General features: G+C 50.5%; 13 protein-coding genes. 8 read left to right on the forward strand and 5 right to left on the reverse strand.

The features are described 5' to 3' along the window. The first annotated feature begins 5 nt into the window (after window positions 1-5). The 7 genes from ACY0JR_RS09860 to prfB all read left to right on the forward strand — a co-directional run bounded on the left by ACY0JR_RS09860 (window position 6) and on the right by prfB (window position 7,961). The gene (locus tag ACY0JR_RS09860) at window positions 6-800 is read left to right on the forward strand and encodes a lysophospholipid acyltransferase family protein (protein WP_462633863.1); all 795 of its coding nucleotides are present in this window, start codon (window positions 6-8) and stop codon (window positions 798-800) included. Continuing rightward, a complete protein-coding gene (gene gatC, locus ACY0JR_RS09865; RefSeq protein ID WP_462633865.1) occupies window positions 748-1,035 on the forward strand; it encodes an Asp-tRNA(Asn)/Glu-tRNA(Gln) amidotransferase subunit GatC in 288 nt (95 codons plus the stop codon). Before ACY0JR_RS09860 ends, gatC begins: the two co-directional genes overlap by 53 nt. A gap of 6 nt (window positions 1,036-1,041) precedes the next feature. Next, on the forward strand, window positions 1,042-4,092 hold the full coding sequence (locus tag ACY0JR_RS09870; protein WP_462633866.1) for a hypothetical protein: 3,051 nt from the start codon (window positions 1,042-1,044) through the stop codon (window positions 4,090-4,092). A 9-nt stretch (window positions 4,093-4,101) separates the two neighbouring features. Next, window positions 4,102-4,836 (forward strand): ABC transporter ATP-binding protein, encoded by a 735-nt coding sequence (locus ACY0JR_RS09875; protein ID WP_462633868.1) that lies wholly within the window; start codon window positions 4,102-4,104, stop codon window positions 4,834-4,836. Then, window positions 4,833-5,384: a cob(I)yrinic acid a,c-diamide adenosyltransferase gene (locus ACY0JR_RS09880; protein ID WP_462633870.1), complete on the forward strand. Its 552-nt coding sequence runs from the start codon at window positions 4,833-4,835 to the stop codon at window positions 5,382-5,384. The genes ACY0JR_RS09875 and ACY0JR_RS09880 overlap by 4 nt, the downstream gene beginning before the upstream one ends. Window positions 5,385-5,445: 61 nt before the next feature. After that, window positions 5,446-6,516 carry a branched-chain amino acid aminotransferase gene (locus ACY0JR_RS09885; protein ID WP_462633871.1) on the forward strand — a complete coding sequence of 357 codons (1,071 nt, stop codon included), beginning with the start codon at window positions 5,446-5,448 and terminating at the stop codon, window positions 6,514-6,516. Window positions 6,517-6,883: 367 nt separating this feature from the next. Then, a protein-coding gene (gene prfB / locus ACY0JR_RS09890) for a peptide chain release factor 2 (RefSeq protein WP_462633872.1) occupies window positions 6,884-7,961 on the forward strand; the annotation gives its coding sequence in 2 pieces (ribosomal slippage) (window positions 6,884-6,943 and window positions 6,945-7,961; 1,077 coding nt in all). A gap of 315 nt (window positions 7,962-8,276) precedes the next feature. Here prfB and ACY0JR_RS09895 read toward each other — a convergent pair. Further along, window positions 8,277-8,705, reverse strand: coding sequence for a hypothetical protein (locus tag ACY0JR_RS09895; RefSeq protein WP_462633873.1), 429 nt, complete (start codon window positions 8,703-8,705; stop codon window positions 8,277-8,279). A 241-nt stretch (window positions 8,706-8,946) separates the two neighbouring features. Between ACY0JR_RS09895 and ACY0JR_RS09900 the strand changes: the two genes are divergently transcribed. Continuing rightward, entirely contained in the window at window positions 8,947-10,086 is a 1,140-nt protein-coding gene (locus ACY0JR_RS09900; protein ID WP_462633874.1) for a hypothetical protein, read from the forward strand. 98 nt (window positions 10,087-10,184) lie between these two features. Here ACY0JR_RS09900 and ACY0JR_RS09905 read toward each other — a convergent pair whose 3' ends face one another. The 4 genes from ACY0JR_RS09905 to hslU all read right to left on the reverse strand — a co-directional run bounded on the left by ACY0JR_RS09905 (window position 10,185) and on the right by hslU (window position 14,449). Beyond that, a complete protein-coding gene (locus ACY0JR_RS09905; protein WP_462633875.1) occupies window positions 10,185-10,976 on the reverse strand; it encodes a S1/P1 nuclease in 792 nt (263 codons plus the stop codon). A 112-nt stretch (window positions 10,977-11,088) separates the two neighbouring features. Beyond that, window positions 11,089-11,817: an SDR family NAD(P)-dependent oxidoreductase gene (locus ACY0JR_RS09910; RefSeq protein ID WP_462633877.1), complete on the reverse strand. Its 729-nt coding sequence runs from the start codon at window positions 11,815-11,817 to the stop codon at window positions 11,089-11,091. Window positions 11,818-12,180: 363 nt separating this feature from the next. Beyond that, window positions 12,181-12,861 carry a hypothetical protein gene (locus ACY0JR_RS09915; RefSeq protein ID WP_462633878.1) on the reverse strand — a complete coding sequence of 227 codons (681 nt, stop codon included), beginning with the start codon at window positions 12,859-12,861 and terminating at the stop codon, window positions 12,181-12,183. A 181-nt stretch (window positions 12,862-13,042) separates the two neighbouring features. Beyond that, on the reverse strand, window positions 13,043-14,449 hold the full coding sequence (gene hslU / locus ACY0JR_RS09920) for an ATP-dependent protease ATPase subunit HslU (RefSeq protein WP_462633879.1): 1,407 nt from the start codon (window positions 14,447-14,449) through the stop codon (window positions 13,043-13,045). Window positions 14,450-14,579 lie beyond the last annotated feature (130 nt).

The raw sequence follows: 14,579 nt of genomic DNA on the forward strand, positions 1-14,579 counted from the left end.
GGAAGATGAACGGATTAAAAGGAATTGGCAAAAAGGCATATTCAGTGTGGTGTACCGCCTGGTTTGTGTTACCTTTTCTCACCTCGTATCCGCTTTTCAGGTTACTCATTGCCAAGCCCAGCCGGTACAAGCACGCCCATCACCTGAACCGCCTTTGGTCTAAGTTCCAGTTGCGCATGTACCTGATGCCGGTGAAAGTAAAAGGCGTGGAGCAACTGGACCCCAACCAGAAGTACGTCCTAGCCCCTAACCACAGCTCGTACATTGATATTCCCATGATTCTGGCGGCCGTACCGGGCTTTCTGAATTTCGTGGGGAAGAAATCCCTGACCAAGGTGCCGTTGTGGGGCAAAATCTATGATGCGCTGTACATTTCTGTGGACCGCGACAGCCCCATCAGCAGCGCGAAAGCCTACATTGCCAGCAAGCAGAGCCTGGAGGCAGGCCGCAGCGTAGTCATTTTCCCGGAGGGCAGGATTTCCCCGGAATCTGGCCATAAACTGTTGCCGTTCAAAGACGGGCCTTTTAAACTGGCCATTGAGAAGCAGGTACCCATTGTACCCATCACCATGCCGTACAACCACCTGTTCCTGCCTGATGTTAAGGGCAAACTGATTATCCGGTACCATTCTTTGGAGATGATTATTCATCCGCCAATTTCCACCAAAGGCTTAACTTTGCAGGACCTGGAAGCCCTCAAGAACCAGACTTTCTCTATCATTCAAGAGACTTTAGACCAAAAGAACCATGAGCACGAACATAGAAACCTTACGGCAGTTGGCGCACTTAGCCCGGCTTGAGTTTGACGAAACCAAAGAGCAGGAAATGCTCCAAGATTTGAACAACATTCTGGACTGGGTAGACCAACTGCGCCAACTGGACACGCAGAACGTGGAACCACTCATCCATATCTCAGAGGAGTTGAACGTGATGCGCGAAGATGTGGCCCAGAACACCGTGCGCCACGAAGATGCCCTGCGCCTGGCTCCGCGCAAAGACTCAGATTATTTCAGAGTTCCTAAAGTTCTGGAGTAAGCCTGAATGCCGCTATTTTCCTTCTGGCCATCGGTAGAGCCTGGCCGTCGTTTTCTGTACTTTCTTTTAGCGGCCCTGGCGCTGGCTTCGGTGGCCTTTGGCGTCTACGGATACCTGCACGGCCAGCAAACGGTGTTTCCGCTGGAGAAGCAAGCCGAGTTGTTTCCCGCCGAAGCGCACCTTAGCCCTTCTTCGCCCCTGCTCACGCCAATACGCGTGGAAGTAAACGCCTACCTCGTCACAGAGCGGTACGCCATAGGTGATATGCAGCTTCCGCTGTGGGCTACCTGGGTTTACTTTGCCGGACTAGCCGTTGCCCTCACCTTCTTCTGGACGCTGGCCAGTACGCTCAAGCGGATTCCGTATTACGCGGCCGTACTGCTGGGCATGCTCTGGCTTTCTACCTTCAACTTGGATTTACTGGGCATTTTCTCCCAAACCAGCCGAATCCTGCTCCTCATTGCCTTGGGTACGCTGGGCGTGGTAAGCTTTGTATTCCAGGCGTTCTGGACGAAAGTCTCGTTTCTGGGGCGTTTTCTGGTTTTCGGCCTGATTATAGGACTACTGAGTTTAGCGCTGTTCCATTTTTCACCGCTGGAAGCGCCGCTGACGGCTTTGCACGTGGTCAACTACAGCACGCTGGCCAGTTTTGTGGCCTCGGTGTTGTTTATGGTGCTGGTGGCGTACGAGAATTTGCATGGACTGCTTTGGTTCAACACGCAGGCCCAACAACCTCAGCGACGGTTTGGACTAGTGCAGTTTGTACTCATTAGTGTGTTGTATATGGGCAATTTGCTGCTCCTGTATCTGCGACAAACCGGCATGATTCAGTTTGAGTTCAGTGGTTTAGACGCACTTTTGATATTCGTCTGCTCAGCGCTGGTGGGTCTGTGGGGACTCAAACAGCGGCAGGCATTCTACACCCGTTTCTTTCGTTTTGAGACCGAAGCCGCTCCGCTGTATTTGGTCCTGGGTTTACTTACCTTCCTGAACCTGGGCTACGCCTTCATGCTGGCAAATGACCCTTTGGTGCAGGCGTACCGCAGCGCGGTAGTTCTTACGCATCTTTCCTACGGAGTGGCGTTCTTCATTTACGTGCTGGTGAACTTCGGGCCGTTGATTAAGCAGAAACTGCGGGTGTTCAAAGTGGTGTATGACCCAAGACAACTGCCTTACTTTACGGTGTACCTCATGGGTACCGTGTTACTAGTAATACTTGTCTTACGCAGCAATTATAGCTTCTTTTTCCTGCACCAAGCCGGGTACTATAATTACTTAGGCGATTTGTACAGGCAAACCGAGGAGCAGCCCCTTCTAGCTGAGCAATTCTATAATGAGGCCAGTATCCAGTCGCGCAACAACCAGCGAGCCAGCTTCTCTCTGGCCGATATGTACCACCAGGCCGGCATGCGGACGCTGGAGCGAAACCGCTTGCAAGAAGCGTTGGAGAGAAGACCATCGCCGGAAGGCTATTTACGTCTAGCTAATCTTTATACTTCTTCCGCAGACCTATTTGACCATTTGCGGGTGCTGCAGGAAGGCGTGAAAAACTTTCCAACGCACGCGCCGCTTCTCAACAATTTAGGGCTGCTGTACGGCACCACTTCTTTTGCTGACTCGGCGGGGTTTTACTTAGATGCGGCGCTGGCGCAGAGCAAAGAACCCGAGGTAGTGCAAGCCAACCAATTGGCGTTTCTGGCCAGCCATAACTATCCGCAGCAGGCCAAGGCATTTGCCAATCAATATGCTTCGGGCACCTATGCGCCTCTGCTCACCAACCGCATGGCCATCTCGTTAACCTTGGGCGCTCCCAAGCCCCAGAACATTCCGGCGCTGCCCCAGGACAGCACCTTGAGCACGCAAACCTTCGCCAGATTCTATAACCAGCAGCTTTTCCCAGGAAACCCGAAAGACAGCACGGCCACTTTCTCCAAGCTAAATGCCCTGCTAAGGCAAGAGGAAAACCAAGCTTTTCTGGATGATTTGACGCTGATAAAATCGCTTCTGCTGAACCAAGGCACCGCCTCTACCCCACAGCCTACCCAAGCCAAAGCAACGCTGGAGTTTCTGGCGGCCAACAGTGGCGGCGCGGCCGGTTACTATTATGACATTTTAGGTCAATGGATGCTGCAAGGCAAACTCTACTCCTTAGCCGCCGACTACTTCCAGAAAGCCCGCGAAGCCGGTTACCGGGATGCGCATTTGCACGCCGTAGTAGCCAATGCGTTGGCTGGTAATTTTCAGCAGGCCGCGCAGATTGCCTTTACCACGCCTAATTTCCCGGAACCGTGGCAGAAGAAAGCGGCTACGCAACTGGCTTTCGCCACGCAGTTAACGACAGAGCAAGCCCTCACCGCCCCAGATTCTTTGAAAGTACAGTTCCTGCAACTACGGGCGGCTACCCTGCCCTTGGCACAAATGGAGAGTGTCGCCAATGCCATCACCACCCCTGCGTTGGCCCCGGTGGCAGCCTTGCCTTTGGTGGAGCGGTACCTTCAGGAAAATAATTTCACAACTGCCCAGAACCTTTTGCGCATCCATTTTCCGGGTAGTTTTCCCAAAAACAACTTAAAATCAGAAGCCAATAGATTGCAGGCCGACCTGTGGTGGAAAAACAACCAGGCGCAGGAAGTGGCTTCCCAACTGCCTGACCTCTATTTCACAAGGCAAGACGCGGGCGTGAAACTTTATTACCAAGCCTTGCTGGCGCAGCGTAATAAAAACCCCAAAGCGGCGACTAATCTATTCAACCAGTTACTGCAACGGGCCCCATGGTTGGAAAAAGGGCAATTGGCTGCCGCCGATTTCTTTGTAGACCTGAAGCAACCCATGCGTGCCTATAACCTGCTGCTGGAAGCTATTGGGTACAATCCGCGCTCCGTGGTTTTGCGGAAAGCATATGTAAAAGTGGCCCTTCAACAAGGTTTGCGGGAGTATGCGTTGCAGGGTCTGGAGCAACTGGAACCGTTGGTAAGTCCTCAGGAATACCTTACTTTTAGAAAAGAAATAGCCCCCCAATTGCAGGCCAGTGAGGCTCTGCAGCAGGAATGGCAATAAAGAAACCGTATGAGCACCATCATCAAAACCGAGAATATCTCCAGGATGTACCAGATGGGGACTGAAACCATTCACGCCCTTCGGTCTATTTCCATCGAGATTAAAAGAGGCGAGTACGTGGCGTTCATGGGCCCGTCTGGTTCCGGTAAATCTACGCTCATGAACATTGTGGGCTGTCTGGATACCCCTACCTCCGGCACCTATATCCTCAACGGGAACGATGTCAGCAACATGGCCGACAATGAATTGGCTACGGTGCGCAACAAAGAGATTGGGTTCGTGTTCCAGACATTCAACTTGCTGCCCCGCTCCTCTTCCCTGGAGAATGTGGCCTTGCCATTGATATATGCCGGTTACGGAAAATCGGAGCGCGAAGAACGAGCTATGGAAGCGTTGACTAGCGTGGGGTTGGGTACCAGAGCGCAACACAAGCCCAACGAGCTTTCGGGCGGGCAGCGCCAACGCGTGGCCATTGCCCGGGCGCTGGTGAATGACCCTAGTATTATCCTGGCAGATGAGCCTACCGGTAACCTGGACACCAAGACGTCTTACGAGATTATGGGCTTATTTGAGGCCCTGCACGCCAAAGGCAACACCATCATTATGGTAACCCACGAAGACGACATCGCCCATTACGCGCACCGCATTGTGCGCCTGCGCGACGGCCTGATAGAGTCTGACATTCTCAATGACAACATCACGGTGCCTGCCTTGCAGGCCGCCGCTTTGAATACCTCAGAATGAAAATCTACACTAAAACCGGCGACAAGGGCGAAACATCCCTCATTGGCGGTACCCGCGTCAGGAAATCACACCTGCGTATTGAAGCGTACGGCACCATAGACGAACTGAACTCCTTTCTGGGCGTGGTGCGCGACCAGGAAGTGAACCAGAAACGGCAAGCACTTTTCTCTGAGATTCAGGACCGGTTGTTCACCATCGGCTCTACCCTGGCCACTGACCCTGCCAAAGAAGGCAAGGTGCAAACCCCAGACCTGCACGCCTGTGATATCCAGTTGCTGGAAGACCAGATGGATGTACTGGATGCGCAATTGCCGCCCCTCCGCAATTTTATCTTACCGGGTGGGCACCCCGCCGTTTCATTTTGCCACGTGGCCCGCACCGTTTGCCGCCGCGCCGAACGCCTGGTCATTGCCTTGCAGGAAGAATCTGCCGTAGACGACCTGGTGGTGCAATACCTCAACCGCCTGTCAGACTTTCTTTTTGTCCTGAGCCGCGCCATCGGTTTTGAATTAGGAGTAAAAGAAATAACTTGGAAGCCTCGTATGTGAGGCTTTTTTTATTCAGTACCCTCAGAATTTACGTATACTACCTATCTATAACCACTCACCCATGCAAACAGAATCATTATCTATTCATACTACTGTTACCACCGCCAGCCAATTAGCCGATCTTGACCTGGAAAACCTCCAGTTCGGGAAAGTCTTCGCAGACCACATGTTGGAGATTGACTACAAAGACGGTGCCTGGCAACAGCCGCGTATTTTGCCGTACGGCCCTATTGAACTGAGTCCGGCTACAGCGGCGCTGCATTACGGGCAGGCCATGTTTGAAGGCATGAAAGCCTATAAAACTCAGGAAGGCAAAGTGGTGCTATTCCGCCCGCAGGACAACTGGGCCAGAATGAACAAATCAGCCGTTCGGTTGTGCATGCCTGAGATTCCGGAAGAGCTTTTCATGGAGGGGTTGAAACAACTGGTGGCCCTGGATGCCGACTGGGTGCCGCAGCGCCCCGGGTATTCTTTGTACATCCGTCCGTTCATGTTCGGGTCTGAAGGTCTGCTGGGTGTTCGTCCGTCTACTGAATACAAGTTCATGATATTTTGCAGTCCGGCCAGCGGCTACTACGCAGAGCCGGTGCGCGTGAAAATAGAGGAGCATTACACCCGCGCCGTTGAAGGTGGTTTCGGGTTTGCCAAAGCCGCTGGTAACTACGGCGGTTCTTTGCTACCTGCCAAACTGGCCCACGAAGAAGGCTACCACCAAATCATCTGGACCGATGGCCGCGAGCACAATTACATTGAGGAATCTGGCACCATGAACGTGATGTTTGTGATAGACGGTACCTTGGTTACTCCCGCATTGAGCACGTCCATTCTGGCTGGTATCACCCGCGACAGCGTGCTGCAACTAGCCCGCGACTGGGGCATGCCTGTAGAGGAAAGGCGCATCAAAGTACAGGAAATCGCAGATGCCTACCAGGCCGGTAAACTGGAAGATGCCTTTGGAACCGGAACCGCCGCTACCATTGCGCATATTAAGTCTATTACCTTTAGAGGTGAAGAAATGATGCTACCGCCGGTAGCAGAGCGTACGCTTTCCAATAAGATTGCTACCGAATTAGATAACATTCGCTACGGCGTGTCTCCTGATCCGCATGGATGGGTTGTACCGGTGGTGTAATACGTTATATTGAGCTTTTTAAATCCGTTTTGGGGTTGTTTTCTTAAAGACAGCCCCAAAACGGATTTTTGCTTTTTGGGAGGCTAATATTGTCGATATGTAGTGGCGTTACCCTGTAAAGCCGTGTTTCTATGAAACGATGCTGTTTCACCTGGAACAGACCCTCTAAATTGGTTCAAAAGGCAGTTTTCAGGGACCTCACACAATACTGCTGCTTGGAGCCACGGCGTTACAGGGTAACGCCGCTACATACCAATTGTCAACTCGGCCTTGGCCTGATCTCTAACCTTTTCCGCCAACTTTCCTTATAACTAGTATCTTTGTAAAAACGGCTATTGTCCTTATTTGGCAGTAGCACCCTTCTGATATGACCCAAGAACAAGTAAAAGAATTGAAAGGCCGAGTAGAGGCGTTGAGGAGGTATCTTTGACTACGATACCAAGAAAGAACAAATAACCGCCATTGAGGCGCAATCCACGGCCCCGGACTTCTGGGATGACCCCAAGAAAGCCGAAACGGTACTAAAAGAAGCCAAAAGCCTGAAGACCTGGACCGATGACTTTGAAGTAACATCCAAGGCCGTAGATGACCTGGAGGTGCTTTTTGATTTCTACAAAGAAGGCGACGTTTCTGAGGAAGACATTGCCGCCGAATATAAAGCAGCTGAGGCCACCGTGGAAGGCTTGGAGTTCAAGCGGATGCTCAGCAACGAGGAAGATCAGTTGGGCGCAGTACTGGAGGTGAACTCTGGCGCGGGCGGAACGGAAAGCCAGGACTGGGCCGAGATGCTGTACCGCATGTACCTCATGTGGGGCGAACGCAAAGGCTACTCGGTGAAGCAGCTGGACTTGCAGCACGGCGAAGGAGCCGGGATTAAATCGGCGACGCTGCAGTTTGACGGTGATTTTGCCTACGGCTACCTGAAAGCCGAGATTGGCGTACACCGTTTGGTGCGCATCTCCCCTTTTGATTCCGGCGGACGCCGCCACACTTCTTTTGCCTCGGTGTTTGTGTATCCGGTGGTAGATGATACCATTGAGATCAACGTGAACCCCGGCGATATTGAGTGGGACACCTACCGGGCGGGTGGCGCTGGTGGTCAGAACGTAAACAAAGTAGAGACGGCCGTTCGTCTTCGGCACAAACCTACGGGTATTACCATTGCGGTGCAGATTGAACGCTCGCAGCTCATGAACAAGGAGCACGCCATTAGAATGCTGAAATCGCAGCTCTACCAGATTGAGGTGAACAAGCGCAATGAGGAGCGCGACAAAGTAGAGAGTACCAAAAAACGCATCGACTTTGGCTCACAGATCAGGAACTATGTGTTGCACCCGTACAAACTCATCAAAGACATTAGAACGGGCGTAGAACGTACCGATGTGCAGAACGTGCTGGACGGGGACTTAGATGATTACATCAAAGCCTTCCTGATGCAGGCGTAAGAAGCAAGCTTCGTAAAATTGTTCCAAATCGCCTAAGAGACTTTCCATCTTAGGATAAGGCACAAGCTGGCGCAAGCGTCCGCTTGTGTCCCGTTTTGCAGATCAGCTACTCGTGCGGACACAAGCGGACGCTTGCGCCAGAATACTTTTGGAAGAATGTAAATACTAGAGGATATTAGAGGTCTTTCCGCAGCTTTGTGGAAAGACCTTCTAGTTTAAGGCCAATTTTCTGGAAAGTAGCTTAAAATCAAGCCAGCCGCTTCCTCGGTCTGGCCCCTGACAGACTAAATGCAAGAAGCCAGTTTTGGTGCCGATTTACTTTCTTGATTCTGGGCCTTTGTCTTTACTTTCTTCGGAGTTTACTTCTGGTTCGGTTGGCACCGGAAGCACTTTGAAGCGCTTTTTCAGGAGGTGATAATGCGTGGAAGAATCTGTTTTAGCGGAGGGCATCTTATCGCGTTTTCTACCTTGTAACTTCGCCATGGGCATGTTGCTGTAGAACGGGGTTACATCATCCGTAGAGGTTGCCTTGGGTTTCGCGGCCGGTGCCTTCCGGAGGAACTTAGCCTCATTTTCGTGGGGCGTCTTGAATTTGAAAGCCGTTTTGTTGGGCTCCTTCTTGAACTTCAGGCGAGGCGAAAGCTCAGGGCTTTTCTGGGTTTGGGCGCTATCTGCAGTTGTCTGCCCGAAGGCAATTCCCACCACCAATAACAGCAGCAGCACCGCTAACATTTTCTTTTCCATTTCTGATCTGTTTTCAGGATAACAGCCTATTTCTAATCAACTTACGAGGCCGCCATTGTACTTGTATTTACTTCAATATAGCGGTTTCAGTTTGGTTTGTCAAGCGTAAATTTCATCTGTCAACCTAATTGCTAACCCTTGCCCAGGAACCGGATTTGGGTTGAACCCATCGTATTTTCTGCATGTTCATCAAACAGCGGCTTTTCTACCTTGAAAGTAGCCGCGCTTCAAACCGTTACTGATGAACCTATCCTCCTTTATATCTCCGGGCCGCCATTGGCTTTCTGTTGCGAGTTTCTTCCTTTTCATGCCTTTGCTCTTTATCATCGGCGGGGCCGGAAAACCGGTACTCAAGCAGGAGCCGTTGGTGCTCAAATCTGAGCAACTGCCTTTCCAGACAGATGAATTTTACGTGGCCGATGTGGTAGACGAGCGCCAAAACCCCAATGCAGTAGGCTTGCTTGTTCCTCTGGCCACCACAGCAACTGCTGCGGTGCCCCAGGCTGTCGATTTTCAGGGGGGCAGTGTGGCGGCAATTAAGAAATACATCAGGGAAAGTTTCTCGCATAACCCTAAAGCCCGCCCTATTATCATGCGTTTGCAGGAATATCAGGTAAAGGAGAAGCCAGTGGCTGGAGGCAGGGTGGAAGGACAGATTCAGATAGCGGCGGCGTTTGAGGTGCAGCGCGAAGGCAAAAGACTCCACTTGTTCAACTATAAGAGCGGTGCGCGGTATGCCCGTCCGGTGAACAGTTTAGCCGTGGTGGAGCCCACCCTCAGAAAGACCCTATCTGAATCATTGCGCTATCTTACCGGCTGGATAGACAAGGAAGCGGCTCACAATGAGAAACTGGCGCGGGAAATAAGGGTGCACTTTGATGATTACAGGCAACACCAAGACGATGACACCTTGTTTTATGACCCAGCAAGACCTTTGAAGTGGAGCGATTTCAGGGGCGGTTCCCGCATATCGGGTAATTACGCGGCGTCCATTTTTCCGGGATTTTCCAATGACATTCAGTCTAGCGTAGAGAATGGTGTGATTCACGTTAGGGTTTCTACCAAGCCTTACATCTTACGCAACTTGTCTAAAGTGCTGCCAGACTCCCGAAACGACTACACCCTGAACCATGAACAACGTCACTTTGATATCCAGAAATTAGCCTCTGAGCACTACAAGCAACGTTTACGGCCCGAAAAACTTACACTGGAAGACTACGAGAGCATCATCAGGTACCAGTACCTGGAGGCGCTTTGGGAAATAGACCGCCTCCAGAAACAGTATGACGGTGAAACCAACCATGGCCTCAACCACGCAGCGCAGGAAAAGTGGAACCAGAAAATAGACCAGGAACTACGCGAGCTGAAGATCAAACCCTAACCGCAGCTACATCTGAAACTACAAAAAAGGCGGGCACTCTTGCAGGAATGTCCGCCTTTTTTGTAGCTATTTTCTGAAAAGTAGCTTAAAACGAGCGCCTACCCGAAGATTTCATTCAGTACGCCCGCCAACCTGATGCCGCCTTTCAGGAGCTGGTCGTTCATGGTTTGCACGTAATCAAAATTGTAACGGTAGCTCAGTTTTTCTTCGGGCTTGCTGATGCCCTTGTACAGTTGCTGGGCAATCTGGTACGACTCAAAAAACCACACCGGCGCCAATTGCGTCTGCCAGGTTTTCACTTGGTCCTTGGTGGCGAAATTGAGCGCGGTGGCGTATTCGGTGTAACTTAATTGCTGGTACTCCAGCAATTGAGAATCCCACACGCGGTGCAGATTAGAGGGCTCATTGAACCACTGTACCCGTATCCGGTTTCCGCCTAAATCTTCCGGTTGCCCCACGTGCATGGGTTGGTGCACATCGCCCACAAAATGGATAAGCAACCGCAGATACATCATTTTCTGGGTTTGCGGTACATCCTTCTTTTTCAGTTCGTTCTGTAGAAACTGAATGCGCGTGTAGGCGTCTGTGGCGGTGTCTTTGGCTAGATACTCCTCTACCTGGCTTTGGGTCAGGCCTTGTTTCAGGTTCACGTAGTGCCAAGTATCCAGATAGTCATAAGCGGGGTCAGACTTCACAAAATCGGCCCAGTTACTAGCTATGGCCAGTGATTCATTGCCCAGTATTTTCCTGATGTTTTTCCGGGCTTTGCCCGAAAGGTGACGGTCTGCGATTTCGCCTACAATGCGGTGGCCCAGCATGCCCCAGGCCATGGACTGCACGGGCAAGTAGAGAAAGAAGCAGAGTATAACAAGTTTTTTGAATGCCTTCATGTTTGTGCGGGGAGGTTTGGAATGTACTCTGCAAAAATAGGGCAAAAAAATGGGTCACCCCAGGCCTTCTTTGTTTCTAACCTGTTTTCTCGCAAACGGCCTTGAAACCACGCTAGAAATCCCGAACGGAGCAAACCACGGCTTTGGCCAGATCGGGTTGCTCCATCAAAGCTATCACTTTTTGGGCCACTTGCTCCGGAGCTACCAATTCCCCCTGCGCCTTGTACGCCCTGAATTGCTGCACCCCACTGAACTGCTCCGCATCGGCCTCCCTTATCTGTTCCTGCATCTCAGTATCAATCAAACCCGGTGACAAGGAGAACACCTTTACGCCCGTTCCCAGTTGGTTTTGCTCCAGTTGTGCGGTTTGTGACAGCATATCCAAGGCAGCTTTGGAGGCGCAGTAGGCGGCCCAACCGTCCTTGGCTTTCTGTCCGGCCCCAGAGCTGATGTTCACCACCATTTTCTCGCAGTTGGGTCGGTGTTGGTAGCTTTGCAGGAACAGATTCATGAACATGGCCGGTACAATCACGTTCACGTCAAAGACGAACTCAAAATGCTCATTCCTGCTCTGCCCCATGTAGCCGATTTCCCCAATGACCCCAGCATTGTTCACCAGCACCAGTTTCTGGGCATCTTCAAAGGGCGCGAACACTTTGTGCAGGTTATGCTCTACCCCGGCAATGTCTGAAAAGTCCAGCGGCTGGTGCCGATAGCGGGCATGCGTGATGGTGCTGTTGCGGGAAACGCCCACCACACAGATATTTTCGTCTTCTAGCAAGGCCTCAGCGAGGGCTTTCCCTAACCCCCGGCTGGCCCCGGTGATGATGTAGTAGTTCATGGTTTTCAAGTAGGAATTGAGAGATGACTGATGACTAATTCTGTTCCAGCATACGCAAAAGTAAGATAGTAGAGTTTAGTGAAGGCTATTGGCAGAGACACTTGCCCTCCGCTGGCAGCTATTTTCGCCTTGTTTGGCCAGAATTAGAGGTAACGAAAAGAGCCACCATCCTCGCGGTAGCGGTTCTTTCTGATGTAGATTTAAGCAATTTGCATCTTCGCATTTACTTCCAGGCTTTTCTATTTTGCCCACAAGTTCCTTTCAGGATGACAAATGGGGTGTAGGTTAAGGGATAAGGAAGGTTAAAGTATCACTGGTACCAAAACTGACCTATTCCTAATTTCATGGGCTTTCTTTTACTGTTTAGGTAATCTTTCCAAACAGCTGTTTCTTCAGGTTTACAAACCCTCTCCACCGGCAGCTTCTATCCCTAGCCTTACTTATCTCATCTTTGTATAAAATTAGGTAAGAATCCATGGTGGTACATCCGCCGCCGCCAATTAGGGTAGTTTGATATTCAAACTGTCTAACCGCTTCCACCTGCGTATCTGTTAGATATACCAAGTTTGTTTTATTACGCGCTACAAATTCTCCATTTCTATTTGTAATGGTAAGCGAGTCTCTTTCAGAATGACTACATCCAATGGAAGCATAACGGATGGTGAAGTACTCTCCTTCTTTTAAACGGTCAATTTTGGGGCGGTAAACCACATCCGTGTAGTCTGCTTTATCAACATAAAGCAATACAGTATCAATAGGAGCACCGGTAACATTCACGCTTTGACTCACAGTTTGATCAAAAATATTCCGGTAAGTTATTTTATAGGTGCCTTTCTCAAACTTGCCAAGCCAGAGATAATAGATTTGATACTTTGGAGCATCTGTTTTCAAGGTGTCATTTTCTTTGAACAAGGTGACAGAAGACAGAAACACCATGTCCGTGGAATCACGACTATCCATTGCTTTGATGAAAAGCTCACTTGATTTACCCTCTTTGTTCCTTGGGGAGTTTTCTGTTTTACAAGCTGAGAGTACAATCATCATGATTATTACCAATGAAAGAAATGAATTCTTTAGTAGGTGTATATAATCCATACAATTACTATTTATAGAGTTGCCTTTTGAAGACATGATGCTGTCTCTACCCTCTTTTCCATAAACCGGCAAAAAAAAGAGCCGCTACCTTTTAGGCAGCGGCTCTTTTTTATTATTTCTCAATTCCTAATTAAAGTATATACTGGCTCAAGTCACGGTTCTTCACCATATCACGGAGGCGTTCTTCTACCAGTTCTGGAGTGATCATGAGGTGAGCGTTGGGTGGAATGGTGTCTGGCACTTCAAACAGAATATCATTCAGCAGGCGGCTCATGACGGTGTGCAGGCGGCGGGCGCCGATGTTCTCCACTTCAGCGTTAACCTCAAAAGAGATTTCGGCGATTTTCTGGAGAGCTTCATCGGTAAAGCTCAGCTCTACATCTTCGGCTTTGAGCAGTTCTTCGTACTGTTTGGTCAAGGCGTTTTTGGGGTACTTCAGGATTTGGTAGAAATCGTCTTTGCTCAGGCTCTGTAGTTCTACTCTGATGGGGAAACGGCCTTGTAACTCAGGGATCAAATCTGAGGGCTTGGCCACGTGAAACGCCCCGGCGGCAATGAACAAAATATGGTCGGTTTTGATGACGCCGTACTTGGTGTTCACGGTGCTGCCTTCCACTATGGGAAGCAGGTCGCGCTGCACGCCTTCGCGGCTTACGTCTGGCCCGCTGCCACCTTTGCCACTGGCACTGGCTACTTTGTCAATCTCGTCAATGAAGATTACCCCCGCGTTTTCAGCTTTCTGGATGGCTTCTTCCTTCACCTCGTCCATGTCAATGAGTTTAGCCGCTTCTTCCTCCAACAGGATTTTGCGTGCCTCGGCGATGGTGACTTTACGTTTCTTGGTTTTCTTGGGCATCATGTTCCCAATCATTTCCTGGATGCCCGCAATCTGCATTTCATCCATGCCCGGTCCCATCACGCCTACACCCGATGACGGATGCTGTGCTACTTTGATGTCAATCTTGCGGTCTTCCAACTCGCCGTTTCTGATCTTCTGCCGAAACCGCTCGCGGGTGCGCTCGTTCAATTCCAAGTCGCTCTCCGGCATGTCTGTGGTAGCATGGTTGTTGCCGCCGAAGCCCACCATGTCACGGTTGCCCGGCTGGTTAATGGGCGGAATAAGCGCATCCAGAATTACTTCTTCCACCAACAAGGCGGCCTGTTGTTTTACTTCTTCCTTTTTGCGGGTTTTCACCATGTTCACGGCCTGCTCTACCAGGTCGCGCACCATGCTTTCCACGTCGCGACCCACGTAGCCCACTTCGGTGAACTTAGAGGCTTCCACTTTGGTAAAGGGAGCATCAGCTATGCTGGCCAGACGGCGCGCGATCTCGGTTTTACCCACGCCAGTAGCGCCTATCATGAGAATGTTGTTGGGCACAATCTCTTTCTGCATCTCAGGGTCGGCGTGCATGCGGCGCCAGCGGTTACGCAAGGCAATGGCCACATTCCGTTTGGCGTCGTGCTGCCCAATGATATATTTATCTAACTCGGCTACAATCTGGCTGGGAGTTAAATACTTACTTGAATCTAGCATAATGTATTAAGTGATTGAGAGAATGAGTGCTTGAATGAATAAAGCTTACTCATTTTCTAACTGAATTATCTTTTTAAAACGGGTAACCCGAAGTGTTCTATGTAAACTCACTGTTCAGGCACTTTCCTGC

Source organism: Rufibacter sp. JT3400010 (genome assembly GCF_054956755.1).